This is a genomic window from Bacteroides rodentium JCM 16496 (genome assembly GCF_000614125.1).
Classification (GTDB): Bacteria; Bacteroidota; Bacteroidia; order Bacteroidales; family Bacteroidaceae; genus Bacteroides; species Bacteroides rodentium.
In genome coordinates this window covers 79,769-106,702 of the sequence record NZ_BAKJ01000001.1, presented here as the reverse complement: position 1 = coordinate 106,702, position 26,934 = coordinate 79,769, and the positions used below count along the sequence as shown (strand labels likewise).

The window sequence follows — 26,934 nt, the reverse complement described above, 5'->3', positions numbered from 1 at the left end:
ATCCCATGATAAGTATCAACGAACTGCAAGACGAAGTAATCGCCGAATTCAATGATTTCGACGATTGGATGGACCGGTACCAACTTCTTATTGATTTAGGAAACGAGCAGGAACCGCTCGACGAAAAATACAAGACGGAACAAAACTTGATTGAAGGTTGCCAGAGCCGCGTATGGCTGCAGGCAGACGAAGTGGACGGAAAAATTATTTTCCAGGCCGAAAGCGACGCACTGATTGTGAAAGGAATCATTTCACTGCTTATCAAAGTACTCTCCGGGCACACACCGGATGAGATACTGAACGCCGACCTCTATTTCATTGATAAAATAGGACTGAAGGAACACTTGTCGCCCACCCGTAGCAACGGACTGCTGTCTATGGTAAAGCAGATGCGAATGTATGCGCTGGCCTTCAAAGCGAAAGGCATCTAAAGGTTACGACCGACAATATATAAACTAATAATCAGCAGATTATATTTACCAGATGTTTACCCTATAATGTAAAAGCCGTTACTCCAGAATGTAACGGCTTTTACATTATGAAGTAACGACGTTTACCATAGTATGTAAAGGCGTTTACCGTAGTATGTAAAGGCCTTCTTCTCCCTATTTATCCCTCCTTAAACTCCAGTATATCCCCCGGCTGGCAATCGAGTTCCTTGCAGATTGCTTCCAGTGTAGAGAAACGGATGGCTTTAGCCTTTCCGGTTTTGAGAATAGAGAGATTGGCAGGCGTAATATCAATCTTCTCCGCCAGCTCGCAAAGATATCTTTCTTCGGCCATCATTATGTCAAGGTTTACTATAATCATATAATTGTGTTCTATTTATCAATTATTCTTTTCCCACTCACACCACCAGTCAGTGTACCGTTTCGTCAACCGGTAATAACCATATATGCACAGATACATCCACGGCATTACAATATAGACTTTCCACTTCCCGTCAAAGGCCGGAAACAAGAGGAGAAAATAGACAATACTTGCCAACAATAAAACCGCCACAAGTCCGGCAACGAAATACAGACCATATTTCACATTTTTCTTCATATCGCGCTCTTCACTTTTATTTAAATCGTCAACTCTTGTTCCTCACGCATACGAACTCCCATCTCAAAAAGATAGCCCATAAAGATGATGAAAACTCCCAATAACACGAATATCCGATAAGAAGTATCAGTCGGTACTCCTTCGGGAGTAAACCAGGAGAGAGTTGCCTGAAAAAGCCCATTCAATGCTATCAGCACCCCAATGGTTTGTATCAAAGATGAATTCTGATAAACAAACACTTCCTCTTTCTTCACATTGCGGAGAATGAGAAAAATACACAAGCCACATATTGTCATCACCAGCATTGTTACTGATTCGGGTAATATGTGCCAGATAAAATTAGCAGTATCATCCTTTCCCAACTCATAGCACAATGTCAGATTACGAACAATGCCGCCACCAATACATAGTCCACAGAAATAAAACAGCACATTCATAATAAGCGCTATCCGTCTCTTTGGTTCCTTTTGTTTCATAAGTGTCATAATCCCTCCTCTCACTTTTAAATAGTCAAGTCCTGTTCTTCCTTTATCTTCACCCCGGCGGCAAATATCTCGGTGAAAAGAATTATAATAACCAGGGATGTGAAATCTGTATCATGCGATGCAACCACTTCATAGCCCAGCAGAGCCACTTGCTTCACTGCTTCAAGATGATTCAACCAATCATGCAAAGTCATCAAGCCGTACAATGCAGCAAACGAATAAGTAAAGAAACGCAACCGAACTACATTATCCGAAGTAAACACTTCCCGCTTTGAAATGGATATCAACAAACGTATCAGGCAAAAGATTCCCACAAAGAAAGGAATGATGGCAAACATGGCAAAGCAGTTCATTATGGAACTCCAGACAGTAGGGACAATCACAGTACCTATTCTCTTTACCTGATAAGGTACTGACTTATCGGCAAAACGATTCGTCAAGGAATCGACTGCCGTCGTTTCCAAAGGTCTTACATCCACATATACCTTATCAAATGAACCGGAATACTCCGGCTGTGAAGTTCCCGAATGCACATTTACACTATTGTAACCCTCAAGAAAACTATTCTTCATATCCACCCAGCCCGCTATCATCGCATAGGCAAACTCTGCAACAATGACCAATATAGCCAGGATACCCAATATACTTATCTTTTTCATAATTCTCCCCCACATTAAATCGTCAAATCCTGCTCTTCCTTCATTTTCAATCCAATGGCGAATACTTCGCTACTATCAGCGAACAAAGCCCAAGTACCGGCGTGGTAGTGCTCACCAATTCCGAGAGGCTCAGCTCGTAACCATGCAGTGAGAATACTGCATCGATACCTATAAAATCAAGGTATGACGACGCAAAGGTACAACAGAAGCTGACAACCAATGCTATTCCCAGTCGGCGCAACCGACGTACATTCCGCCAGTTGAAGATATCGGACTTGTTGATAGAGATTATCAAGCGGATAAACAATACTACCGCCCAAAGAGAAAAGCCCAAATGCAGGTATATCAGCAAATACTTTGCCACCGCTTTCCCGACAGAATCATGAGAATCTACGCTGACCATCAGCGAAGAGTAGGCTGCAGGCACATAACTCCTGCTTTTCTCATTGTAGACGGAATCCCTGAAGAAATCGAGCGACTCTATAGAGGAAGGTATCAAGTTGACAACCTTCAGGTTCATCAGTTCCTTGCAGGCAGCAACGTCACTTCCTTTTTTTTCCAACTCCAGTCCGGTCTGCGCCCCCATCTTGGCTCCCAGAAAGATATAGTAACCCTGCTCCAATACCGAGTAACTCAGTACAAGCATTACCACCAGGCAGAGAATGTTCAGTCTTCTTTTCATAATTCAGTTGTTGTTGTATTAGTATCAGATATATTATATTTATTCAGTTGTTTCAAAGAGAGTAGAAGCAGCAATATGAAAACCACTGCCCCAACCAGTACATACGGGTTACTCAGCAGATGTGTCACATCCTCCATTTCAGGATGTTTCAGGCTCAGATAGACAGACAAGCCATTGTTCATGATGTGTATCAGAATACATGCCATCAGACTTCGTGTCTTATAATAAAGCCAGGCAAGCAAGAAACCGATGAGGCAAGCACCTATTATCTGGGCCGGATTCAGATGGAAAATACCGAATATCAATCCGGAAAACAAGATAGCCTTTGCCGGACTGTATCTGCGAAGCAGCTCCTTGGTAATGGCACCACGGAAAAGAAGTTCTTCCAGCACGGGTCCCAAAACAGAAATACAGAGAATACCCAACCAACCGGATTGCAGCATGTCAAATGTTTGGTCCAACAAATTGGGCAAGAAAGTGAGTTCGGACATCAGAACAGCTATTATATACATGGAAGCCATTCCGGCGAGCAGGCTCCATGCCAGATAAGGGACCGGCACCGGAGAGTACAGATGTTTGTCTCCCGTCAGGTAGTTCTTACGCCACAAGTACAACCCCATGAAAACGAAACCCAGCAACATGGTAGGTGCCACAGCAATCTCTCCCGCCTTGCCCGCGTCAAAAGCGCCATAAGCGAAATACGTATACAGCAGACAGAAAGGTCCTGCAAACAGTGCTCCTACAATCTGCATCAAAAAGTAAATCAATACTAGTTTTATTGCCGTTTTCATTGTTCTATTCGTCTAAAAGTTCGCAAAGATACACATTTTCTCTGTCAATCCGTCAAGCTGTGGCAACAAGTCCCATCAGCAGCACCATCACTGTAGAAAGTGACAATACCAATAGTGTAATACTCATGAATGCTCTTCTCATAACCTAAGCCCCTCCCTCATTTCTATATTGTTTTTCATTTATTTCACTGCCAGAAGCAATACGTCTTCCTCTGCAGTGGCATGTTCCACCAACAGATTCCAGTCGTTGTCCTTTTTACTCCATTTGTAACTCAAGTAGTTGATGTCATCTCCCGCCTGCAGATAAACAGCTTTTTCTTTCACATCGGAGTAGGCATTCGTCTTGTTGTCCCACAAGGCATATTCCACATCCGTACCGGCTTCCGTATAATTGTAGTTCAAGCAATAGAAGCGTTCAAACGCCTGCTCAATCTCGTTCCATTTCAACGCTTCCTTCTGTATCGTACGCCCTTGGGCATCATAGGTGAAATTGTATTTCAAATGGTTCTGCAGAAACTTACCGTTCTCTACTTTATATACAATCTGGGACTCCACCTGATTTCCGTTCATCACTTCATTATAGGCAAAGTTTTCCTGGATATTACCACCAAAAGCATTTATCACTACTGTCACTACAAAAATCGTTGTCATTACTAAAGTTTTCATACCGTTATTGTTTTATTAGTTCTTTATTTTGTTTTTCGATAATCATTTATCGTTTTTCGATATGCAAATAAAAGACCTTTTTTTGATATGACAAAGAAAAACAGAAAATATTTATTGAAAAACAATAAAAAAACGTGTTTTACGATAAATATACAGAAAACAAACACTTCAAACGGGAAAATACATAGAACTGCAAGGGGATAAATGACCTTATCGCCTTATGTTTATAAAGAAAGAATGGATTTAATCTCCACCTCGTCACGGTGAAGCTGGGCAATAAGTTCTTCTATACTGTCGAATTTCAGTTCAGGACGGGTGCGGCGCACAAAGAAAAGACGCATCGGCTGCTGATAAATGTCAGCATCAAACCGGAATATATGGACCTCAATACTGCGATCGGGGCCGTTCTCCAACGTAGGCCGGTAGCCAATGCTTAGCATACCGCCGTATTCCTTGCCTCCGACACAGACACGGACGGCATACACACCATCGCAGGGAATCAGCTTGTCAGAATCGGAAACACGGAGATTAGCCGTAGGGAAACCTATCTTACGCCCCACTTGATAGCCGCCGACAACCGTACCGTCCAAAAAGAAATCATATCCCAGATACTCGGCAGCTTCCGAAACGTTTCCCTCCTGCAACAGACCGCGAATAGCCGAGGAGCTGACAGTAACCTCCGTTACCGATGCTTCCTTACTATAAGAATACGCGCGCGCAAGAAGCACCTCCATACCCAATTCGCGACCATAGTGCACATAATCCTCAAAGCCCTCGCTGCGGTTATGCCCGAAACGATGGTCGTACCCCACTACCAAAGCTTGTATCCGGTAGCGTTCCTTCAGTATGGACATGAATTCCCGTGCCGAAAGCCGGGCTATTTCAGAAGTGAAATCAAGCATCATGCAATAATCCACCCCAGTCTTGGCTAGCAGGGAAACTTTCTCATCACAAGTGGTCAATAACTTCAGATGATAATCGGCCTGCATCACTTTACGCGGATGTACCGGAAAAGTCACGACCGACGAAGCAAGCCCACGCCCGGCAGCTACCGCACGCACTTGCTCTATCAGGTAGCGGTGCCCCCGATGTACTCCGTCAAAGAAACCGATAGTGGCTACACTTGGACGGGAACCGATGTCCGATGTCTCACAAAACAACTGCATGTCTCCAATCCTCGTGGGCCTTTGGCGTATAGGTAGAAATACCCAACGCCTCCGCTGTCCGGCAATTGGCCTCAGAATCGTCAATGAAAAGAGTCTCGTTGGGAAGAATACCGGTCTCATCCAGTACTTTCTGAAATATATCGGCATCCGGTTTTGCCATCTTCATCTCATAAGAGAGATAGATATGCTCAAAAAAGTCCTCCGCACGGAAAGCCTTGTAACGAAACGCGTGCAGGCACGACCATTGCCAATGGATTTCATTGGTGTTGCTCAGCAGATAGACCACATATTTCTTGCGCAGTTCCAACAGTAAATCCAATTTAAAAGTAGGAATACTCACCAGGAAACTGTTCCAGGCGTCATCTATCTGGGCATCAGTCACCGGTTTCCCTATCCTTCCACGAATCACTTCCCGGAACTCCGCACTGGTAATCAATCCTTTTTCATATTTCTGGAAGAAATCCTGCTGGTGATAGAGGTCCAACATGACTTCCACATCCGGCAATCCCAGCTTTCTGAAATTCTCCAAACAGCGCTGGCGGTCCAAATCAATCAGAACTCCGCCAAAATCAATAATAAGATTCTTGACTCCTATTCTTTCCATCACCTATTTCTGTGTTAAACGTCGGATAAGACGAACCAGTTCACCTATCCACAAAACAAACGAGGTAGAAACGACAATCGTCATCCAAGTCATAAAATCGAGCGGCACTGTGCGGAACACAGCTCCACCAAACTGTACAATCAGTATCTGTCCGCCCAAAATGGCAAGTATAATCAGCTCCATGCCATAAGATTTGGAAATACCCTTGAACGCCGAGTCCGAAGTGCCGAACACACGCGCATTGAACAAATTCCAGAACTGAAGCATAACAAAGAATGTGAAGAACACAGTCAGCCGGTAGGTAGTCATCCCCCCTCCTCACTATTAAACCAGAAGAGCATTCCCATAAGTAACACCAGGAAGGCAGAACCCATTCCCAGAATGTAATACCTCATGGACTTGGTTATAATGAAATCCGTACTCTTACGTGGCTTTTCCTTCATCACGCTCTCACTGGGTGGAATGGACGCCAGGGCCAGGGCCGCAAACGTATCCATAATCAGGTTCACCCACAACATCTGCGTGACGGTCAAAGGAAGCGTCGTACCCACCAGTGAACCCAGGAGAACGATAAACAAAGCCACAAAATTGATAGTCAGCTGAAAAACAATGAAACGCTGTATATTTTTATATAAAGAACGTCCCCACATCACGGCCGTGCCTATACTGTTGAAGGAGTCATCCAGCAGCGTGATGTCGCTGGCCTCCTTGGCTACGGAGGTTCCGGTACCCATCGAAAGTCCCACTTGCGCATGGTTCAATGCAGGAGCATCATTCGTGCCGTCACCCGTCACAGCCACTACCGCACCTTTCTGCTGCAACAGTTGCACCAGACGCTGCTTGTCTGTGGGGCGTGCACGCGACATTATCTTCAGGTCCATCACACGGTCCAATGCCTCCTCATCCGTCAGTTCGGCAAATGCAGCTCCCGTAATGCGGTTCTTTTCCGTATCCTCCGGTTTCCACAGACCAATCTGGCGTGCTATCTCGGTAGCCGTACCCGGTGTATCTCCCGTCACAATCTTCACCCCGATACCTGCCGACTGGCATTTGGCAACGGCCGCAGGCACATCCGCGGATAGGGTCACTAATGGCAACCACACCGAGGAACGACAAGTCTTCTACCAATTGACAATTGACAATTGACAATTGACAATTAGCATCCGGCTGAACGGAACGGTTCGGCTCTTCATTCTTCCTGATCAATCCTTCATTCAACCGGGCTTCTTCCTGCTCATCGATAATCTTGAATGCAAAGCCAAGTGTGCGCATGGCCATATTCTGGTAGTTGAGCAACTGAGCCTCCACTGTAGAACGGTATTCCACCGCATCCACACGCTTGCCGTCCAACATGACATCCTTACATTTACCCAAAACAATCTCGGGAGCTCCCTTCACATACAGCACCTTCTTCCCAATCAGGGGGGATTGCACCAGGGTAGCCATGAATTTCCTTTCCGTAGAGAAAGTCAGCTGGTCGATAACCGTAGCTTTCTCACGCAGTGCCAGGTAGTCGCATCCCTGACTGTTCAGCCAAAGCAGCAGTGCCACCTCCGTGGGATTACCCACCCCTTTCGGCTTCTCGCCAGTCACCTCTTCTTCCAGGAAAGCAGTGGAGTTAGCACTGATACCTTCCATTACCAGCTTGCTGAGGTCATCACTCCCCAGCTGCCCGTTATTCTTCAAACCATAGAAGTTGGGTTCATGCACCTGCATCAGATTTTGGGTCAATGTCCCGGTCTTGTCGGTACAAATCACTGTAATGGCTCCCATCGTCTCGCATGCATGCATCTTGCGCACCAGATTGTTGGTGGAGAGCATACGGCGCATGTTCAACGCCAGACTGAGTGTTACGCTCATCGGCAATCCTTCGGGCACAGCCACCACAATCAGGGTAACTGCCATCATAAAGTATTGTAAAGTAGCCTGCAAGGCCGGCAGCCAATCACGGAAGGTGTGGAATGAAGAAAAATCATAAACCAGTACCACATCCTTTACAAAGAAAATGAGAAAAGCCAGACCCGCCACGGAAAAGCCAATCTTTCCAATCAGGTTGGCCAATTTGGTCAGCTGGATATTCAGCGGAGTAGGTTCCGTATTCTGTTCGGTACTTTGACGTGCCACTTTGCCGATTTCCGTAGCATCGCCCACAGCCTCCACACGCATGGTGCCATGTCCGTCCACCACCGTTGTACCGCGCAAAATGCGGTTGGAAGCATACGTAGCCTCTTCGTCAAAGTCGGCTTCTACGGTAGTTTTCGTCACTACCGGCTCACCGGTCAGGTTCGATTCGTTCACTTGCAGGGAAATGGCTTCCAGCAATTCACCGTCCGCCGGAACCTCTTCACCGGTTTCCAGCACCACGATATCACCCACCACTACATCTTTACGGGGAATCTCCTGCACATGTCCGTTACGAATTACTTTCACCAAAGTTTCTTCGTTCACTGCGTTCAGCAGGTCAAACTTCTTACCGGCATCATACTCAAAGAAGAAACCGATACCGGTAGCCAGCAGAATGGCTACTATAATGCCGATAGTCTCGGCATATTCATTTTCTACAATGGAAATAATCAAAGAAAACAGAGCGGCAACCAGCAATACCCTTACTACGGGGTCCTCAAACTTCTCCAGATACAATTTCCATAAGGAAGGCCGTTTAGGAGGCGTCAATAAATTTACTCCATGTTCATCGCGGCTCTTCCGCACTTGCTCGTCGGTCAGTCCGACATGATAATAATCATCCTTTATTGCAGTCATGCAAGTCTTTAGGTTTAATTTTGGAACGCAAAAATACAATAATAATCCGGGAAAACAATACCTATAATAATGATTAGTGATTAATTGACTGTCATTGATTCTCTTTTTCCCTCACCAGTTTCGGTCTGGTTGCAGGCTCCCACGCAATGTGAACCAGAAAGTCGAGCCTGCCCCTTCTTCCGATTCCACGCCTATTTCGCCCCCCAATTTGCGGACAATGGTCTGGCAAATGGAGAGTCCCAGTCCGGTACCGTTCTTTTCCTGTTTCAGCTTGACGAAACGTTCAAAAACATGTGGCAGCTTTTCCTGGGGAATACCGGTTCCCGTATCTTTTACGTAGAAATAGAGACCTTCCTCATAGGGTCTGAATCCGAGGGTAATACTGCCTTCCTGGGTGAACTTCAGGGCATTCGTCATAAAATTGGATACCACTTGTGCAAGCCGGTTTCTGTCCGTATGCATAGTATATTCCTCCTCAGGAGCCTCCCGGACAATCTGCACTCCGCTACCCAACTCGGCCACCCGCATACGGAACTGTTGTTCCAAATCGGACATCATCTGGTTGATGTCCACATCCGAGAACACAAATTCCAATGTTCCGGCTTCTATCTTCGAGAGGTCCAGAATATCAGCAATCAGCTGTTGCAGCATTTCATTGTTACTTTGCACAATTTCCAGGAACTGTGTCTTCTCCTCGTCCGTCGATGCAGAGGCCAGCAATTCCGAGAATCCGACAATTGCGTTCAGCGGAGTACGGATTTCATGCTCATATTCGCCAGGAACACCGATTTGGAGCGGTCGGCATTCTCTGCCTTCTCACGTGCCAGTTTCAATTCAGTTTCCACTTGTTTCAGCCGGGTAATGTCGTGCACGGTAATCACCATGCAGTCGCGGTCCTCAATCTCCATATACTCGCCGGAAACATAAGCATAGCATTCCGTAGTTCTGCCTTCACTATCCCTAAGATTCAAAATAGCAGCCAAATCCGTGAAGTTTTTCTGCACTACAAAGGCATTCTCTATGGCATTCCGCACAGGGCAGTGCTTACACAAATCGTGAGTGCCGCAACCTCCTGCTGCCGACAAGGCATTGTTACAGCGCAGAATATCTCCCACCCGTCCGGCTTCGACAGGCTTTACAGCTCCGGTAATATCGTAGTAATTGGTGTAGAATACAGTGAAGTCGCGGTTTATCAGCAGTACATAGGCGTGCAGATTCCGCATAATCGCCCGGAACAGCTTGTCGGTCATTTTCATAAAATGTTGTTTTAATAGAGAACAAATATAAACTTTTTTTGTTCAACAATAAAACAAAAAGGACTTTTAAACGTTATTATAGAAGAATAAACCTAAAAAAGAAATTTATGGAAAAGTACATTTGCACTGTATGCGATTATGTCTATGACCCTGAACTGGGCGACCCTGAAAACGGGATAGAACCGGGAACATCTTTCGAAGACCTTCCCGCAGATTGGGTTTGCCCCTTATGTGGAGTAGGCAAAGAAGAATTTGAGAAAGCGTCCTAAGACGCTTTCTTTTCTTTTATATCGCTGCTGGCTTCCACTACATTCACCACATAGTCGCCCAGCTTTTCACATTCCGCAATGATGTCCATATAGTAAACACCCATCTGGTAATCATATTCCTTGTTGTTCACGTCCAGGATATTCTGGTTCTTCAGCTGATTACGGTAATTGTTGATTTCGTTCTCTATGTTGAACGACTTGTTGGCATCAATCACTTGATGCTCGTCACGTTCCACAACCTTAATCATCTGCGACAAGGCATCATCCGTCAGCTTCATCATAAAATGCACGTGTTCATATTGCTTCTCCGTGAAGTCCTGGTTTGTCTGCCGTTTCCGGTTGATGGTACGGGCCAGGTTGTAGCAGCTGTCGCCAATGCTTTCTATCTCCGTCACCTCGCGAAGCATGGCGCGTATCTGCAACTTGCTTTCGGAACTCAGACGACCTTCCGATACCTGGTTCAGGTAGTTGGCTATCTCCAGCTCCATGCTGTCGCTGATATTCTCGTACTTCTCTATGCGGCTGAAGAGTTTGTTGAAGTCATCGTCCTTATCCGTATGCAACAAGTCCTTCACCATACCGAACATGCGGTGTGTGCGTTCGGCAAAGAGATGGATTTCCTTGCGTGCTTCCAGAATAGAAAGTTCGGCAGTAGAGAGCAGACCTCTTGAGATGAAGCGCAAGCGATACTCCTCGTCCGAATCCTTCAACGGGAGCAGCACGCATACGATACGTTCGATACCCTTCACAAACCAGATGAGCAGCAACACATTGAACACGTTGAACGCCGTATGGAAGGCAGACAGTTCAAACGCCACCTGGCTTCCCGGGTCCGACTGGTGCATCACCTCCGTTACAAACCACGACACGCAACGGATGAAGGGATGGAAAACGATGAGCACCGTCACCACGCCGAACACATTGAACAGCAAATGAGCCAATGCCGCCCGACGCGCCTGCGTATTGCCGGTCAGCGCCGCCAGGTTGGCGGTAATCGTGGTACCGATGTTCTGCCCCATGGCAAGTGCCGCACCCAGTTCAAAGCTGATCCATCCGTTGGCACACATGATAAGGGTGATGGCCATGGTAGCCGCCGAAGCCTGCACAATCATCGTAATCACCGCACCCACCAGTACGAATATGAGGATGGAAAGGAAACCAAGGTCGGTCCACTCCTGCACAAAAGCCAGCATTTCCGGATTCTTGCCCAAATCCGGCGAATAGACTTGCAGATAAGAAAGCCCCATGAAAAGGAATGAAAAACCGAAGATGAATTCGCCGATAGACTTTCGGCTACTTTTTTGAGAGAAGAGAAGCGGAACTCCTATGGCCAGCAACGGAAGCGCAAAGGCAGCGATGTCGACCTTGAATCCGAAAACCGAAATCAGCCACGCAGTGACCGTAGTGCCCACGTTGGCACCCATAATGACCCCGATGGATTGCGAGAGCGTAAGGAGTCCGGCGTTGACAAAACTCACCACCATCACCGTGGTTGCCGAAGAGGATTGGATAAGGGCCGTAATCAGGATGCCCGTCAGCACACCGGTTACCCTGTTGGTAGTCATTGCGGTCAAGATAGTCCGCAACCTGTCGCCGGCAAATTTTTGAAGCCCCTCACTCATAATCTTCATTCCGTAGAGGAACAGTGCCAATGAGCCGAGCAGCTTTAAAAAATCATAAAAAGAATATTCCATCTTTAATTATTTAAGGTGTTTCATTCCTTCACGTGTTATAATGTCCTATATTTAACGGGTCAACCCACTAAAAACGAAACATCATGAAACACATGTTACAAATTTGTTGCAAAAATAATAATATTTCTAAAGAATTCCCTATCGGGAGCTCACTTTTGGATATTTATTACGGTTTTAATCTCAATTTCCCCTATCAGGTGGTCAGCGCAAAGGTCAACAACCGTTCCGAAGGACTGAATTTCCGTGTATACAACAATAAGGATGTAGAATTTCTCGACATACGAGACTCCTCGGGTATGCGCACCTATGTCCGTTCCCTCTGTTTCATTCTTTACAAAGCTGTCAGCGAGCTGTTTCCGGAAGGAAAACTGTTCGTAGAGCATCCGGTATCCAAAGGTTACTTCTGCAACCTGCGCATCGGTCGCTCCATAGAGCTGGAAGATGTGGCAGCCATCAAGAAGCGGATGCAGGAAATCATTGCCGAGAACATCCCCTACCACCGTGTGGAATGCCACACCACCGAGGCTGTACGCATCTTCAGCGAACGGGGCATGGACGACAAGGTGAAGCTGCTGGAAACTTCCGGCTCGCTATATACCTATTACTACACACTGGGCGACACCGTAGACTACTACTACGGCAACCTGCTGCCCAGTACCGGATACATCTGGCTGTTCGACATCGTGAAGTATTACGACGGCCTGCTGCTGCGCATCCCCAACCGGGCAAACCCCAATGTTCTGGAAGATGTGGTGAAGCAGGAGAAAATGCTCGACGTATTCAAGGAACACCTGCGCTGGAACTACATCATGGGACTGGGCAACGTGGGCGACTTCAACCTTGCCTGCGAAAACGGCCATGCCACCGACCTCATCAACGTGGCCGAAGCGCTGCAGGAGAAAAAGATAGCCCAGATTGCCGACGACATCTACCACCGTGGCGAAAACGGCAACCGGGTGAAGCTCGTGCTCATCTCCGGCCCCTCGTCTTCCGGAAAAACCACCTTCAGCAAGCGCCTCAGCGTGCAGCTGATGACCAACGGCCTGCGCCCATATCCCATCTCGCTGGACAACTACTTCGTAGACCGCGAAGACACCCCGCGCGATGAAAACGGCAATTACGACTACGAATCACTCTATGCCCTCGACCTCGAGCTCTTCAACACCCAGTTGCAGGCATTGCTCCGGGGCGAAGAAGTGGAGCTGCCCCGCTTCAACTTCAACCTCGGGAAGAAAGAGTACAAGGGAGACAAGCTGCGCATCGACGAGCATACCATCCTCATCCTGGAAGGCATCCATGCCCTGAACCCCGAGCTGACACCGCAGATTCCCGCCGCCAGCAAATACAAGATTTATGTATCCGCCCTGACCACCATCTCGCTGGACGACCACAACTGGATTCCCACCACGGACAACCGCCTGCTGCGCCGCATCATCCGCGACTTCAACTACCGCGCTACTCAGCACAAGAGACCATTTCGCGCTGGCCCAGTGTACGTGCCGGCGAGGACAAATGGATATTCCCCTACCAGGAAAATGCCGACGTCATGTTCAACTCCGCCCTCTTGTTCGAATTCGCCGTGCTCCGCTGCCACGCAGAGCCCATTCTTACCAGTGTTCCACGGAACTGTCCGGAATACGCAGAAGCCTACCGGTTGCTGAAATTCATCAAATATTTCACCCCCGTGCAGGACAAAGAAATTCCGCCGACATCCTTATTGAGAGAATTTTTAGGAGGCAGTAGCTTCAAATACTAAGTTTTTATTCTAACTTTGTGAGCAAATAAAACAAACGTACACATGAAAAAAATTATTTCGATACTTCTCTTAGCGACTTTCTGCATCTTTACTCAACTCCATGCGCAAAACCGTGCAGACGAATTGATGAAACAAGCACAAGAAAATCTTACGAAAAAGGAATATATCAAAGCCCGCTATCTGTTCCTGCAAGCCTACAATGCCTTTGCCACGCAAGACAAGTATGCCCGGGCAGTGGAATGCGGCGTCAATGCCAGCGCCCTCTACCACCGGGAGAACTACTATAAAGAAGCTTTTGAACTGCTGCGCGGTGCCGAGCAAGTGGTGGCAACCGGCGAACAGAAAACGGGAAAGGCCATGCCCGACCTGCGCTTCCGCATCAACAAGGAACGCCTGCAGATGTACATCAACCTGAAAAATCCCGCACGCGCCAAGGAACAGCTGACCAAGCTGGAAGAGACCGCCAAAGCCTCTCACAACGACTCTCTGAGCAACGACCTGCTTTATACGCAAGCCAACTATTACTACACCTTCGGCATGAATGCGCAAGGTGATGCGGCTACCAACCGCCTGATAGGACAATACAAAGAACAGAAGAACTACGCCAAGGTGGACGAATGCTACAAGACGCTCATCAGCATAGCCCGCAAGGCAAACAATGCCGGACTGGTGGCACGCACCTACGACAAGTACATCCTATGGACCGACTCCGTAAAAGCGCTTACCGCCCAGGACGAGCTGAACGTCTTGAAGAGGAAGTACGACGAAAGCCTTGCCACCATCCAGGAGAAGGACGATTCCCTGAGCGCCAAGCAATACATCATCATCGGGCTATGTATACTCGCCGCCATCCTTGCCTCAGCACTGATATTCGGCGGCATCGTACTGCTGCGTTTCATCATCCTCACCCGCAAGCAGAAGAAGGCCATCAGCATTGCCAACGAGCACAACGAGCTGAAGACCAAATTCATCCAGAACATTTCCACCCAGATGGAGCCGACACTGGACACGCTCGACTCCTCACTGCCGGGCGTAAAAGCCTGCATGCATTCTCCAACCATATCCAGGAACTGTCCGAATTGGAGAACACCTTGTCCGAGCCCTATGAAATGCAGGAAAAGAACATCTCCACTTTCTGCGAAAGCATCATGGACAAGATTAAAGGGAAAACCCAAGAAGACGTCTCCCTTACCGTCAACGCTCCCAAACTGAATGTGAAAATCAATCCCGAACAGCTGGAACGCGTCTTGCTGCACCTGCTGGAGAACGCCGCCGAGTACACCCCTGCCGGAGGAAAAATATGGCTGGACTTCAAGAAACGCGGTGCGCACACCCACCAGTTCATCATCAGCGACACCGGTTGCGGCATCCCCGAAGAGCAACGCGACAACATCTTCAAGCCTTTCACCGAAGTGAAAGACCTGACGCAAGGCGACGGACTGGGACTCCCCATCTGCTCGCTGATTGCCACCAAGATGAACGGCAGCCTGACGCTGGACAGCAGCTACAGCAAAGGGGCACGGTTCGTACTGGAATTGCATACTTGACTTGACAATACCCAAACAAAAGTTTTATAATTTCACCTTCACCACCTTCACCGCTTCTCGTAAGGCACTTACACATAAGCGTTCCGATGGCGGGTGAAAGCGGATTTAAAGGAGGTGTGCCTAAAAGAAAGTGCCAATTTGACACACCCCCCTTTTCTTGTTCGCCAAACCGCCTGCTTTCTCCTTTTCTTCACTCTCTTCCATAGGAGAAATCCCTGCATTTCTTATGACAGACATAAGGATATGACAACGGCTCACCAGGGCGGTCTGCTTTGTTCACCGTAGTGGACAAGACAGACCACTGTAGTGAACAAGCCAGCCCACTAAGGTGAGCCATTGATAAGTCCAAAGACCTTTCAGAAGAAATACGCATGCAAAGCACAAGGAACACCTGTGCCGCACACAAAGAACACGCAAAGAACATAGCCCAACTGTTGTTGTTTATCAGTAAATAAACTATTTTTGTAAGCAAGAACAACAACAAGTAAAAGGAGAGCGATATGGAAACCGTGAAAAGAATACCCTACGGAGTGGCAGACTTCGAGCGAGTGATAGAAGAAAACATGTATTATGTGGACAAGACCATGTATCTGCCACTGCTGGAACAGCAACCGGACAGCCTCTTCTTCATCCGTCCCCGGCGTTTCGGCAAGAGCCTGTTCCTGAACATGCTGCGCACCTATTACGACATCAGCAAGAAAAACGACTTCGAGAAGTGGTTCGGCAATCTGTGGATAGGGCAGCACCCCACGCCCAACCGTGGCAAGTACCTGATACTCTCATTGGACTTCTCGCAGGTGGGGGGAGACATCGCTCCTTGCCCCAGAACTTCAACCTCTATTGCCGCCGACAGTTGGACGGGTTCATGGACACTTACTCCCGGTATTATTCCGAACGGGCTAAAGAACGTTTCTATGCCTCCCAGTCCACGACCGACAAGCTGGACCTGCTCCAACTCGAATTGAGGGAAAACAACATGCCGCTCTACCTCATCATCGACGAATACGACAACTTCACCAACGTGGTACTCAATGAACAGGGCGAGGAGGTCTATCATGCACTGACACATGCCAGTGGGTTCTATCGGGACATATTCAAGAAGTTCAAGACACTCTTCAACCGCATTTTCCTCACCGGCGTGAGCCCCGTCACCCTCGACGACCTCACCAGCGGATTCAACATCGGCTGGCACCTTTCTACCAACCCGCAGTTCAACCGCATGCTCGGATTCAGCGAGGAGGATGTAAGAGAGATGTTCCGATACTACCAGGAAGCGGGAGCGTTGCAAGGGAATATTGAGGAGATGATTGAGGAGATGAAGCCTGGTATGACAACTACTGCTTTGCTGAAGAGAGCCTGCGGCAAGGAGAACACATGTTCAACAGCGACATGGTGCTCTACTACCTGCAACACCGGGTGAACTACAACCGCACCCCCAAGCAGATGATAGATCCCAACACCCGTACTGACTACGGCAAGATGAAGAAACTTATCCAACTTGACAAGCTGGACGGTGACCGCAAGGGAGTGCTGCGCAAGATTACGGAAGAGGGGGAAATCATTGCCAACGTAGAAACCTCCTTCCCTGCCAAGATGCTGATAGACCCGGATATTTTCCCTTCATTGCTTTTCTACTACGGCATGCTCACAATCAAAGGTACACGAGGCGACCGTGCCATTCTCGGCATACCCAACAACAACGTGCGCAAGCAATATTACGAATATGCCTTGGAAGAGTATCAAAGCCTGCATACCATCAGTTTCAATGCTTTAAAGGACTTTTTCTACACGATGGCATTCGACGGCACGTGGCAGGACTCCCTGCACTTCATCGCCCGCGCCTACAAGGAAAACTCCTCCGTGCGCAGCGCCATCGAGGGCGAACGAAACTTGCAAGGCTTCTTCACAGCCTACCTAAGCATCAATTCCTACTACCTCATCGCCCCCGAGGTGGAGCTGAACCACGGCTTCTGCGACCTCTTCCTCATGCCCGACCACAGCCGATACCCCGAAGTGGCGCACAGCTACATCGTCGAGCTGAAGTACCTCTCCGCAAAAGATTCCGCAGAGAAAGCCGAGGCACAGTGGGAGGATGCCGTGCGACAAATACACGGCTATGCCGAAGGCGGCAAAGTGCGGCAGATGTGCAGGGGAACGGAGTTGCACCTCATCGTGATGCAGTTCCAGGGATGGGAGCTGGCAAGGATGGAGGAGGTGTGACAAACGATTGATTAATTTGCATGAATAAACCGCAAATAATGAAACTAAACCGGATATTAACAGCAATACTTATACTCTCGTCCATAGCATGTACACGCCCCGGGCACTACCATCGGCAATTGGTGCAAGCCGACTCGCTGATGCAGGAGTGCCCGGACAGCGCGCTGTATCTTTTGGAAAGCATATCAACCGACAGTCTGACTACAAAGCTGACCGCGCCTACCATGCCCTGCTGTTGACACAGGCACGAGACAAGAATTACATTACGCAGACGGATGATTCACTGATTTGTTCTGCTATAGCTTATTATAATCAGACTGACAATACAGATTTACAAATTCGCAGTTACTACTATTGCGGATGTGTTTACAGAGATATGAAGAAAACAGAGAGAGCTATTTCCAATTTTCTAACAGCCTACACTTTGGCAAAAGAGATAAAAGACATCTCTTTGCAAAGCCGTATCTGCAATAATATAGGTTATTTGTATTATGCACAAGATTTAAACGAGCAAGCAGATTCCATATACCGGGAAGCGGAGCAAATAGCTATCCTAGCGAGAGATTCACTACTCCAAATAGAAGCTTTGTCACAGCAGGGAATAATTCAGATGGAAAAGGGGAAGCCATTCTATCCGAAAGCAGAAAAACTGATGCTGCAAGCACAATATATGGCTGAAACGACAAACAACAAAAATCTGAACAGAACCATACTATCTACACTAAGCACGCTGTACGGCAGAATGGGGAACGGGAAAAAAGCCGTAGAGTTCGCCAAGCAAAGTTTTGCCCTACAAGAAGATACATTTTTGTGCTATAATACTTTCTATATTTTAGGGAATGCCTATTATAAGAACCTGCAATACGACTCTGCAATGTTCTATCTATATAAAGCCCTTCCTGATAAGAGCTATGCCATAAGAGCCGGGGGTTACAAGCGATTATCAGATATAGCAAAAGCTTCCGGGAACTTTGAAGCATCACTGGACTTGAAACAAACCAGCTCCATTTATATGGATAGTTTGCGGAACAACCGTAATAAACAAGCCTATTCCATGATTGGTGCCGAAAGAAACGCTCAAATAGCCCATCAACAAAAGATGTACAATTCGGTTATCAGTAAATATAATGGCTTCCTTCTGTCCGTTGTCGCGGCAGCATTTTTCATTTTATTCATGCTGAAAAGAAGCCGGAGAAGAACTGCCCGCTTACAAGAAGAAAGGAACAGGCTGAAAGAAATACAAACCGAAATACAACAACAAAATGCCAAACTTGAAGCAGAACAGCGACAGAAAGAAGACCGAATCGCATTTTTAGAAAAAGAGTTAGAACAACTGCATTATGATGCTGCACAGAAAAAACAATTGCGTAATGAACTGAAACTTCTGAGCTACGAACGAGAACGGCTCTTGACAAGCACACAAAAATATTCGGATGTAGAAACCAAAATGAGACAAATTATCCAAGACTACAAAGACCATGAAAGTTCAGAATTACACATGGAAAAGGAAGACTGGTTCCAACTGATTGCCGAAACAGACCGGCGTTGGAATCAAATAACCTTAAAGTTATGTGCAAATTACAGCCTGTCACAAGAAGAAATTCATCTCTGCTGTCTATACCTGACTGATTTGCCGGTCAGCTATTTCGGGTGTTTGTTGGACTGCAAACGAGACACAGTCCACAAAAAGGCAAATCGAATCGTTGAGAAGCGGATGGGATTCCCTCACGGTTCAACTTCTCTACAAAAGGTGCTAAAAGAACTGTATACTAAGGCTAATTAGCGATTTATACATGTATAAGCGCTGTTATACATCCATTTTATACATGTTTTATACATATTCATAAGCTAAAATACGTCTATATTTGTGTAACAATAACAAATAAAAACGTATGAAGATGAAAAGACTATTACTTATCTTACTTACAATTTTCTCCCTTGGCAATATAGTAATATATGCAGAGGAAGCGAATGGTCGTATAAAGATTCTTCTCCAAGAATCAGTTTCGGATGACGACGATGTACCTATTAACAAAGAAGGGGGGCCTATAGTTCGTAGCATATATATGCCGGTAGCCGATGCTTACCTCTATAATGATGTAGTAGATATCAGCTTCAATGAAAACATTGCAGTTGTCAGTGTCACTGTCACCAATGAATCTACCGGCGAAACCGTCTATTCAGAAACACACAGCAATCCTGCAGCCCTCAGTATAGACCTGAACGGCGAAAGCTCAGGTAACTATCTCATTGAGATTGAAGCAGATGATGCACTGTTAATAGGGGGATTCAATTTATGATATTTTGTGCACTAAAATATAAGCGGAATCGAAAAGCTTTAATAGTGTAGAGCTAATTCTGTAAATTCAAAAGAAATGAATTTCAATGATTTAAAATCAAAAGCTCTCAGCAAGACTCAGATGAGAGCAATCAAAGGTGGTTTTGGTACTTGCGGTTACAAATCACCAAGCGGTACCGTAGAATGTAACGTTAGCAAAATTCAGGCCCAATTCATGGCTACCTCGGAAGGAAATTGGTGCTGTGATAGCTGTGCTTCAAGCAGCTATTGTGGGTAATGAGCTTCACAACTGGAGTAGGAGAATTTGTTCAAGAGGCAGTTCTCCTACTCATCGTTGTTTGGTTGAAACAGTCATTCACATAGATTCATCTTTATCCCCTAAAATACAAACCTATTCGTTATGATTAGATATACCATTTTCTTTCTGGCGATATTTCTCTATTCTTGCCAGCAGAGCCAATCCATCAATAAAAAATGTGAAGAACAGATTGTAGTATGTTTCGACCACTACCAGCCTAAACCATACAAAACTCCCGGAGGTCAAAACACATACCCATGCCTAAAGTTCTCTATACCGACAATACGGAAGTACTTAGGGAATATATGCCGGAAGCAGATTTCGATACTATAACCCTACAATTACCCGAGCATTTCAAGGAATTAGCCCTGAATTATAGAGATTTTGAATTTATCTATTATCCTTTAATGCAAGGGGATACTATTAGCATCTCTATGGACAGCCTCGACTACCCTATTTTGAGCAGCAAACATCACCCGGAACGCAACAGAATCTATAATATGAACTATGAATTGCGCAAAGGGAGGACACACTCCGGCTTAGAAGCAAAAACATGTTTGGGAAGCGACTGGGTACGGATTGCCCAAAACATTGACGTGATACGAGCCAACAACTGGACTTCATTATTAATGAACTATTGCCCTTTGGACTCATTGCAATCCATGTTCAACAGCTATAAAACAGCCTATACGGACACTATCAACCTCTTTAAACAACAGCAAATCATCTCGGACAAGATATACAATCACTATCAATACCTACTTGCTCTGAAAGATTATGAATCTCGGCGGATGTTGAATGAAGACACCGCTTTCTACCGCCGAATGGAAGCCGGTATCTCCGATGAGTATGCCTCCTATCCCTCATACCATGAATATCTAAACCATTACCTCTGGTTCACCAACCAGCATATCCCGACAATACGCAAATCCCAGGGAGGAAGCAAGAACTGGTGTCAAACTTTCGATGAACTATCTGCCAAACCGTTCCAACCTAAATCAATGCAAATCCTGCTTAAACGTTGCATCAGAGAAATCAGCGAGAATTTTTCCGCACAAGATGTCAATCACTATCTCGACAAATACCTCCAGATTACCCAAGATACAACGCTATACAACAATATTAAAGAGCAATACAACCTATCTGATGATGCCAACCAATTACTACTGGAGGACATTCAGGGCAAGACCACCAATCTGAGCCTACTACTGAAAAAGCACAAGGGCAAAGTAATTTATGTGGATTTTTGGGCAAGCTGGTGTGTGCCATGCCGTGAAGAAATGACTCCTTCGGCAAAACTCAGAGAGTCGTATAAGGGGAAAGACGTGGTATTTGTTTATCTGGCCTACAACGACACGAAAGATAGCTGGAAAAAGGCTGTAAAGCAAGAAGGCATGGCAGAGATAGAAAACAATTTTATCATCACCAATTCCAAAAACAGCAAGACCTTAGAAGCAATCAAGTTAGAACTGATTCCCCGCTATATCATTTTTGACAAGCAAGGCAGCCTTGTCGAAATGAATGCCCCAAGACCAAGCGACGAACAAGCTACAATAATAATAAACAAGTATTTAAAACAATAAATTAGCGAAATGAATGCACACCAGAAAATAATAAAAGACAATGCAAGGAGCATTCTAAAGATTATCACTAACCATTATGGTGTCAAGTACTCAGCTGCATTATATCAAATATTGAAAGAGCATCCAGATTTTCCCAGCTTCCTCTCTTTCCAATATATATTGCGCAGAATGGGCAAAGATAGTTTTGCCATACATACCAGTTATGAAGAACTGACAAAAATGCCTGCACCTTTCATCGTCCACGGTACAACAAATATAGACTTATTCTTATTCGTAACGAAAGTCACTACCGAATCAGTTCAAATCATTGACGAGAAGGGAAAAACGGAAAGTATAAAAAAAGAAGATTTTGAAAAAATGTGGGATGGCAACATTCTCATTATTGACAATCTACCAGGAAAAATCAACATATCGTTAAAAAGTAGATTTGATATTTTTATCAAATTAGCGAAATATCCTTTTTTCATATTGTGTTTAGTAGTCCTATGTACCTATTTACTGACCTTAAAAGGTGTAGGAGACTTTCTTTTTTATATCTATTTTTTAAGCGTATTAGGAGGATTGGGCACATCTATTCTTTTGTTTATAGAACAAATTGACAAATATAATATACATATCAAAAGATTATGTTCATCTAATGAAAGTAAAATAGATTGCTCATCGATATTAGATTTTAAAGATGCTTATTTTATGGGGCTTATTTCTTGGAGTGACATAGGATTTGTGTATTTCACATTTCTTTTAATCCTATTGCTTGTTTTGCCATTCAGTACATCACAAGCGTTTATTAACATCCTCTCTTTATTTAGCATTGGATATGTATGTTATTCACTATTCTATCAAAAAATTATAGCACAAAAATGGTGTACACTTTGCCTTTCTGTACAAGCTGTTTTTATCTTTTTGTTTATATTAAGTATATGTACCGCAACAATCAATGACATTCATGAACTATTAAAAACTGAATCCATAATGGATATTATAATAATATTCTTAATCACAACATCTGCTTATGCAGTCACTAAACCGTTGATTGCTTCTCAAAAGGAATATACCGTCTTGAAGAAGAAATTCAACGAACTGATATATGATGAGAATATTACACAATACCTTTTCCAACAAGAGCTTCAGCTTACGGATATAGACAAAATAGACAAATTATCTATAGGGAATGCAGATGCAGAAACTTGTATTACTATGGTTTTCAGTCCTATCTGCGTTTCTTGCATAAAAGAGTTGCAAACACTAATCCCTATTCTTCAAAGAAAAAATAACATCAAGTTGAATTTGATATTCTTGTTGGATAGAAAGAAGCATCCAGAGTCTTTAGTAATAGCTAAATACTTACTCTCTGATTACCAGAATATTCCTAAAGAATTTATTACTACATTGCAAAAGTATGTTGATGACTATCCTATCAGCAAAAACAAAATCATGCGCAATACTAAGTTTTTACAAGAAAGGTCTGAATGCGATTCTTATATTAATGCACAAGAAAAATGGTGCAGAAGCCACAAGCTTTATAGTACACCCATCCTATTTATTAACGGGAATAAACTGCCAAGCTATTACAACATTAAAGATATAGACTACTTATATAATTAATGAAATTAAATGAAATCTTTCCCTCACTATACTCAGCATGACGTAATGGACTGCGGCCCCACCTGCCTGCGCATGGTGGCTGCTTTCTATGGCAAGCGTTATTCTTTGGAAGGGCTGAGGGAAAAGTCATTCATCACCCGCGAAGGGGTTTCCATGCTGGGCATCAGCGAGGCTGCCGAAAAGCTCGGCCTCCGGAGCATCTGCGTGCAAGTGAACTACGACATGCTGGAGGAAGCCCCGATGCCCTGCATCGTTCATTGGAACCAGCAGCACTTTGTAGTGGTTTATCGTATGAGCAGCAATCGCGTATGGGTTGCCGACCCCGGAGCAGGCAAGTTGAAATATACCCGCGAAGAATTTTGCCGGTGCTGGATTAGTGCCCGAAAAGACGGAGAAGACACAGGCGTGGCATTGCTGCTGGAGCCTACGCCGGAATTTTATACACAAGAAGAAGAACCGGAAGAAAGAAGAAACGGGAGCAAAGGCTTCGGTTTCCTCTACTCGTACCTGCGACCTTACAAGCAACTGGTTGGGCAACTGCTGTTAGGGCTGTTGCTGGGCAGCATGATACAGCTCATGCTGCCCTTTCTCACGCAGAGCATCGTGGACTTCGGCATCAACAACCAGAACCTCGGTTTCATCTACCTGGTGCTCATAGCCCAACTAATGCTCGCCTTCAGCAGCAGTGCCGTGGAGTTTATACGCGGATGGATATTGCTGCACCTGGGCACGCGCATCAACATCGCCCTCATATCGGACTTCCTCATGAAGCTGATGAAGCTCCCCATGGGCTACTTCGACACCAAGATGACGGGAGACATACTGCAACGCATCAACGACCACACCCGCATACAGAATTTCCTGACGGGAAGCAGCCTCAGCGTGGTGTTCTCCATGTTCAACCTCGTGGTGTTCGGCATCGTGCTGCTGATGTACAGCGGCATGATATTCCTCATCTTTATGGGCGGGAGCGCACTCTACGTAGCTACGTATGGCTCTTCATGAAGCGACGCGCCGAGCTGGACCACAAGCGCTTTGCCCAGCAGAGCGCCAACCAGAGCAGCGTGGTGCAGCTGGTGAACGGAATGCAGGAGATAAAATTGAGTGCCTGCGAACGGCAGAAGCGGTGGGAATGGGAGCGCATACAGGCACGGTTGTTCAAGGTGAACATCAGGAGCCTTGCCCTGAGGCAGTACCAGGACTCGGGAGCGGTACTGATAAACCAGACCAAGAACATCGTGATTACGGGACTGGTGGCATCGCTCGTGGTGCAAGGGCAGATGACGCTGGGCATGATGCTCTCCGTACAATACATCATAGGACAACTGAACAGCCCGATAAACGACCTCATCACCTTTGCCCGCGACATGCAGGATGCCCGCCTCAGCATGAACCGCCTGGGCGAGGTGCGCGACAAGCCGGACGAGGAAGACCCGGCCAAAGAACTGATACGGGAGATACCCGCAGGGAAAGGCCTGCGGATAGAAAGCCTGAGCTTCAAATACGACCCGCTCAGCGAAACGCCCACGCTGGACAATATCAGTCTGGAAATAGCATCGGGCAAGCAGACCGCCATCGTGGGCATGAGCGGAAGCGGAAAGACCACGATGGTGAAGCTGCTGTTAGGATTCTACCGCCTGCAAGCGGGCAGATTCTGTTGGGCGACACCCCATTGGATAATTTCAGCATCCGCGAGTGGCGCAAGCGGTGCGGCGTGGTGATGCAGGACGGATTCATCTTCTCGGACACCATTGCCGGAAACATTGCCCCGGGCGTGGAACACATAGACAAGGAGAGGCTGCGGAACGCGGCGGAAGTGGCGAACATACACGGCTTCATCGCCGAACTGCCGCTGGGCTACAACACCAAGATAGGGCAGGAAGGGCACGGGCTGAGCCAGGGGCAGAAGCAACGCATCCTCATTGCCCGCGCCGTCTACAAGGACCCGGAATTCATATTCTTCGACGAAGCCACCAACGCGCTGGATGCCAGCAACGAGCGCACCATCATGGAGAACCTGCAAAAGTTCTTTGAAGGAAGGACATCGGTAGTGGTGGCACACCGCCTGAGCACAGTGAGACACGCAGACCGCATCGTGGTGATAGACCACGGGAGGATAGCCGAAGCAGGCACGCACGAGGAACTGACGACACGGAAAGGAGAGTACTACAGGCTGGTGAAGAACCAGCTGGAGATTTAGGGAATTGACAGTTGACAATTGATAATGAAAGGGCGGAAGGAAAAAATAGAATTGCGGAGCGAGGAGGTGCAGGAGATACTGGCACGTCCGCCACATGCGTTGGTGCGCTGGGGCATCACCGTGTTCTTCGCAGTGCTGGCATTCTTCTTTATCGCCGGCTGTTTCTTTAAATATCCCGACGTGGTAAGCGCATCCGTCACCATCACCACGGAGCACCCGCCGGTTTGGATAGTGGCAAGGGGGAGCGGGAAAATAGAAGAGGTATACAGGAAAGACCGCGATTCCGTATGGACGGGAGACATCATTGCCGTACTGGAAAACCCGGCCAGGACAGAAGATGTACTGCTGCTGAAACGGGAACTGGCTTCCTTCAATCCGGCAGACAGCGGCAGCCATACCCGCTACTTCCCCGAGAATCTTGCATTGGGCAGTATACAGAACGCCTACACCGCGCTTCTGAAAAGCCTGACAGACTATCGGAACTTCTTCTCACTGAACCTATACGAAGAAAAGATAGAAGCCACAAAACGGGAATTGCAGGAGTACCGTAACTACATTGCCCATTTGAAAAAGCAGACGGAGCTGGACAAAGAGCAGGTGCAGATAGCCTTGACCGTGCACAGCCGGGAGAAGAAGCTCTTTGACGAGGGACTGACCGCACAATCGGAATATGAAGAAGCAAAGCAGGCACTCTTAGGCAAACAGCAGGGACGGGAACAGTTGATGACCTCCCTCTCGTCCGCCAGGATACAAGAGGCGCAATTGCAGCAAAGCATCATAGAAACCCGTATGGAGCAGAGGCGGGAAGCCAACAGTCTGGACATGGCACTGAAGACGGCATACAATGACTTGCTGGTCAGCATCAACGATTGGGGGTTGACTTATCTCTTCACCAGCCCGGCAAGCGGCATACTCTCCTACAACCACATCTGGCAGAAGAACCAGAACGTCAGCAGTGGAGACAAGGTGTTCTCCATCGTAGCCAAAGCTCCGGGAAGCATCATCGGAAAGATAAAACTTCCTGCCGGAGGTTCGGGAAAAGTAATGCCAGGACAGCGGGTGAATATCAGCGTGGCGGGATACCCGTACATGGAATTCGGTTTCCTGACGGGGGAGGTAACGTCCGTCTCCCTGCTTGCCGACGAGGAAAACACTTATACCGTCACCATAAGCTTGCCGCAAGATTTATGCACTTCCTACGGCAAGCAGCTGGAATTCAAAGGAGAACTGACCGGCACGGCAGAAGTGATGACAGACGAACGGAGTGTGACAGAGAGATTGCTCAGTCCGCTGAAGTATCTGTGGGAGAAATATCTATGACACATCCTTTGAGGCAGAAGAACAAAA

At 46.6% G+C, this 26,934-nt stretch carries 19 protein-coding genes and 8 pseudogenes; 14 read left to right on the top strand and 13 right to left on the bottom strand.

The annotated features are described in order from the left end of the window. Positions 1-8 precede the first annotated feature (8 nt). Positions 9-431 carry a SufE family protein gene (locus JCM16496_RS00415; RefSeq protein WP_025831553.1) on the top strand — a complete coding sequence of 141 codons (423 nt, stop codon included), beginning with the start codon at positions 9-11 and terminating at the stop codon, positions 429-431. A gap of 178 nt (positions 432-609) precedes the next feature. Here JCM16496_RS00415 and JCM16496_RS00410 read toward each other — a convergent pair whose 3' ends face one another. The 12 genes and pseudogenes from JCM16496_RS00410 to JCM16496_RS24815 form a co-directional block, all read right to left on the bottom strand. Beyond that, on the bottom strand, positions 610-810 hold the full coding sequence (locus JCM16496_RS00410; protein ID WP_025831552.1) for a helix-turn-helix domain-containing protein: 201 nt from the start codon (positions 808-810) through the stop codon (positions 610-612). A gap of 18 nt (positions 811-828) precedes the next feature. Continuing rightward, positions 829-1,047 carry a hypothetical protein gene (locus JCM16496_RS00405; RefSeq protein WP_025831551.1) on the bottom strand — a complete coding sequence of 73 codons (219 nt, stop codon included), beginning with the start codon at positions 1,045-1,047 and terminating at the stop codon, positions 829-831. Between the two features lie 20 nt (positions 1,048-1,067). Beyond that, a complete protein-coding gene (locus tag JCM16496_RS00400; protein ID WP_244440164.1) occupies positions 1,068-1,523 on the bottom strand; it encodes a DUF2975 domain-containing protein in 456 nt (151 codons plus the stop codon). Positions 1,524-1,549: 26 nt separating this feature from the next. Continuing rightward, positions 1,550-2,191 (bottom strand): DUF2975 domain-containing protein, encoded by a 642-nt coding sequence (locus tag JCM16496_RS00395; RefSeq protein WP_025831548.1) that lies wholly within the window; start codon positions 2,189-2,191, stop codon positions 1,550-1,552. Between the two features lie 14 nt (positions 2,192-2,205). Continuing rightward, positions 2,206-2,873 (bottom strand): annotated as a pseudogene (locus JCM16496_RS00390) (DUF2975 domain-containing protein). Then, the gene (locus JCM16496_RS00385; protein WP_025831546.1) at positions 2,870-3,664 is read right to left on the bottom strand and encodes a CPBP family intramembrane glutamic endopeptidase; all 795 of its coding nucleotides are present in this window, start codon (positions 3,662-3,664) and stop codon (positions 2,870-2,872) included. The pseudogene JCM16496_RS00390 and the gene JCM16496_RS00385 overlap by 4 nt, the downstream one beginning before the upstream one ends. A 180-nt stretch (positions 3,665-3,844) precedes the next feature. Further along, on the bottom strand, positions 3,845-4,330 hold the full coding sequence (locus JCM16496_RS00380; RefSeq protein WP_025831544.1) for a DUF3836 domain-containing protein: 486 nt from the start codon (positions 4,328-4,330) through the stop codon (positions 3,845-3,847). Between the two features lie 224 nt (positions 4,331-4,554). Beyond that, on the bottom strand, positions 4,555-5,496 hold the full coding sequence (locus JCM16496_RS00375; RefSeq protein ID WP_025831543.1) for a bifunctional riboflavin kinase/FAD synthetase: 942 nt from the start codon (positions 5,494-5,496) through the stop codon (positions 4,555-4,557). Beyond that, the gene (locus JCM16496_RS00370) at positions 5,480-6,100 is read right to left on the bottom strand and encodes an HAD family hydrolase (RefSeq protein ID WP_025831542.1); all 621 of its coding nucleotides are present in this window, start codon (positions 6,098-6,100) and stop codon (positions 5,480-5,482) included. Before JCM16496_RS00370 ends, JCM16496_RS00375 begins: the two co-directional genes overlap by 17 nt. A gap of 3 nt (positions 6,101-6,103) precedes the next feature. Then, positions 6,104-7,219 (bottom strand): annotated as a pseudogene (locus tag JCM16496_RS25180) (HAD-IC family P-type ATPase); the annotation flags it as partial. A gap of 15 nt (positions 7,220-7,234) precedes the next feature. Further along, positions 7,235-8,860, bottom strand: a pseudogene (locus JCM16496_RS25175) (HAD-IC family P-type ATPase); the annotation flags it as partial. A 91-nt stretch (positions 8,861-8,951) separates the two neighbouring features. Further along, a pseudogene (locus JCM16496_RS24815) lies at positions 8,952-10,116 on the bottom strand (sensor histidine kinase). Positions 10,117-10,223: 107 nt separating this feature from the next. Here JCM16496_RS24815 and rd point away from each other — a divergent pair. Then, complete coding sequence (gene rd / locus JCM16496_RS00355; protein ID WP_025831541.1) at positions 10,224-10,385, top strand: rubredoxin; 162 nt, start codon at positions 10,224-10,226, stop codon at positions 10,383-10,385. Here rd and JCM16496_RS00350 read toward each other — a convergent pair. Then, positions 10,382-12,079, bottom strand: a complete 1,698-nt coding sequence (locus tag JCM16496_RS00350; RefSeq protein ID WP_025831539.1) for a Na/Pi cotransporter family protein — start codon at positions 12,077-12,079, stop codon at positions 10,382-10,384. The genes rd and JCM16496_RS00350 overlap by 4 nt on opposite strands. A gap of 83 nt (positions 12,080-12,162) precedes the next feature. Between JCM16496_RS00350 and JCM16496_RS00345 the strand changes: the two are divergent. The 12 genes and pseudogenes from JCM16496_RS00345 to JCM16496_RS00300 all read left to right on the top strand — a co-directional run bounded on the left by JCM16496_RS00345 (position 12,163) and on the right by JCM16496_RS00300 (position 26,907). Beyond that, positions 12,163-13,835, top strand: a pseudogene (locus JCM16496_RS00345) (nucleoside kinase). 42 nt (positions 13,836-13,877) lie between these two features. After that, positions 13,878-15,382: pseudogene (locus JCM16496_RS00340) on the top strand (sensor histidine kinase). A gap of 500 nt (positions 15,383-15,882) precedes the next feature. Continuing rightward, positions 15,883-17,602 (top strand): annotated as a pseudogene (locus JCM16496_RS00330) (ATP-binding protein). Positions 17,603-17,640: 38 nt separating this feature from the next. Next, positions 17,641-17,841, top strand: coding sequence for a hypothetical protein (locus JCM16496_RS21205; RefSeq protein ID WP_128809371.1), 201 nt, complete (start codon positions 17,641-17,643; stop codon positions 17,839-17,841). A gap of 137 nt (positions 17,842-17,978) precedes the next feature. Then, entirely contained in the window at positions 17,979-19,385 is a 1,407-nt protein-coding gene (locus JCM16496_RS00325) for a tetratricopeptide repeat protein (RefSeq protein WP_128809370.1), read from the top strand. Positions 19,386-19,500: 115 nt separating this feature from the next. Continuing rightward, a complete protein-coding gene (locus tag JCM16496_RS00320; RefSeq protein ID WP_025831537.1) occupies positions 19,501-19,902 on the top strand; it encodes a DUF3244 domain-containing protein in 402 nt (133 codons plus the stop codon). A 75-nt stretch (positions 19,903-19,977) separates the two neighbouring features. Continuing rightward, the gene (locus JCM16496_RS21200) at positions 19,978-20,178 is read left to right on the top strand and encodes a TIGR04149 family rSAM-modified RiPP (RefSeq protein WP_128809368.1); all 201 of its coding nucleotides are present in this window, start codon (positions 19,978-19,980) and stop codon (positions 20,176-20,178) included. A gap of 278 nt (positions 20,179-20,456) precedes the next feature. After that, positions 20,457-21,782 carry a TlpA family protein disulfide reductase gene (locus tag JCM16496_RS00315; protein ID WP_244440161.1) on the top strand — a complete coding sequence of 442 codons (1,326 nt, stop codon included), beginning with the start codon at positions 20,457-20,459 and terminating at the stop codon, positions 21,780-21,782. 9 nt (positions 21,783-21,791) lie between these two features. Then, the gene (locus tag JCM16496_RS00310) at positions 21,792-23,387 is read left to right on the top strand and encodes a cysteine peptidase family C39 domain-containing protein (protein WP_025831535.1); all 1,596 of its coding nucleotides are present in this window, start codon (positions 21,792-21,794) and stop codon (positions 23,385-23,387) included. Between the two features lie 9 nt (positions 23,388-23,396). Beyond that, positions 23,397-24,392 (top strand): cysteine peptidase family C39 domain-containing protein, encoded by a 996-nt coding sequence (locus tag JCM16496_RS24810; protein ID WP_369346644.1) that lies wholly within the window; start codon positions 23,397-23,399, stop codon positions 24,390-24,392. Beyond that, a pseudogene (locus JCM16496_RS24805) lies at positions 24,389-25,587 on the top strand (peptidase domain-containing ABC transporter). Before JCM16496_RS24810 ends, JCM16496_RS24805 begins: the two are co-directional and overlap by 4 nt. 24 nt (positions 25,588-25,611) lie before the next feature. Next, positions 25,612-26,907: an HlyD family secretion protein gene (locus JCM16496_RS00300; RefSeq protein WP_025831533.1), complete on the top strand. Its 1,296-nt coding sequence runs from the start codon at positions 25,612-25,614 to the stop codon at positions 26,905-26,907. The last annotated feature ends 27 nt before the right edge of the window (positions 26,908-26,934 follow it).

What these genes read in the sequence shown, in the direction of transcription:
- JCM16496_RS00300 (WP_025831533.1), top strand. Translation starts at nt 25,612, where the DNA reads ATGAAAGGGCGGAAGGAAAAAATAGAATTGCGGAGCGAGGAGGTGCAG.
- rd (WP_025831541.1), top strand. Translation starts at nt 10,224, where the DNA reads ATGGAAAAGTACATTTGCACTGTATGCGATTATGTCTATGACCCTGAA.
- JCM16496_RS24810 (WP_369346644.1), top strand. Translation starts at nt 23,397, where the DNA reads ATGAAATCTTTCCCTCACTATACTCAGCATGACGTAATGGACTGCGGC.
- JCM16496_RS00375 (WP_025831543.1), bottom strand. Translation starts at nt 5,496, where the DNA reads ATGCAGTTGTTTTGTGAGACATCGGACATCGGTTCCCGTCCAAGTGTA.
- JCM16496_RS21200 (WP_128809368.1), top strand. Translation starts at nt 19,978, where the DNA reads ATGAATTTCAATGATTTAAAATCAAAAGCTCTCAGCAAGACTCAGATG.
- JCM16496_RS00385 (WP_025831546.1), bottom strand. Translation starts at nt 3,664, where the DNA reads ATGAAAACGGCAATAAAACTAGTATTGATTTACTTTTTGATGCAGATT.
- JCM16496_RS00320 (WP_025831537.1), top strand. Translation starts at nt 19,501, where the DNA reads ATGAAAAGACTATTACTTATCTTACTTACAATTTTCTCCCTTGGCAAT.
- JCM16496_RS00310 (WP_025831535.1), top strand. Translation starts at nt 21,792, where the DNA reads ATGAATGCACACCAGAAAATAATAAAAGACAATGCAAGGAGCATTCTA.
- JCM16496_RS00350 (WP_025831539.1), bottom strand. Translation starts at nt 12,079, where the DNA reads ATGGAATATTCTTTTTATGATTTTTTAAAGCTGCTCGGCTCATTGGCA.
- JCM16496_RS00370 (WP_025831542.1), bottom strand. Translation starts at nt 6,100, where the DNA reads ATGGAAAGAATAGGAGTCAAGAATCTTATTATTGATTTTGGCGGAGTT.
- JCM16496_RS00380 (WP_025831544.1), bottom strand. Translation starts at nt 4,330, where the DNA reads ATGAAAACTTTAGTAATGACAACGATTTTTGTAGTGACAGTAGTGATA.
- JCM16496_RS00315 (WP_244440161.1), top strand. Translation starts at nt 20,457, where the DNA reads ATGCCTAAAGTTCTCTATACCGACAATACGGAAGTACTTAGGGAATAT.
- JCM16496_RS00400 (WP_244440164.1), bottom strand. Translation starts at nt 1,523, where the DNA reads ATGAAACAAAAGGAACCAAAGAGACGGATAGCGCTTATTATGAATGTG.
- JCM16496_RS00395 (WP_025831548.1), bottom strand. Translation starts at nt 2,191, where the DNA reads ATGAAAAAGATAAGTATATTGGGTATCCTGGCTATATTGGTCATTGTT.
- JCM16496_RS00405 (WP_025831551.1), bottom strand. Translation starts at nt 1,047, where the DNA reads ATGAAGAAAAATGTGAAATATGGTCTGTATTTCGTTGCCGGACTTGTG.
- JCM16496_RS21205 (WP_128809371.1), top strand. Translation starts at nt 17,641, where the DNA reads ATGAAACTAAACCGGATATTAACAGCAATACTTATACTCTCGTCCATA.
- JCM16496_RS00325 (WP_128809370.1), top strand. Translation starts at nt 17,979, where the DNA reads ATGAAGAAAACAGAGAGAGCTATTTCCAATTTTCTAACAGCCTACACT.
- JCM16496_RS00410 (WP_025831552.1), bottom strand. Translation starts at nt 810, where the DNA reads ATGATTATAGTAAACCTTGACATAATGATGGCCGAAGAAAGATATCTT.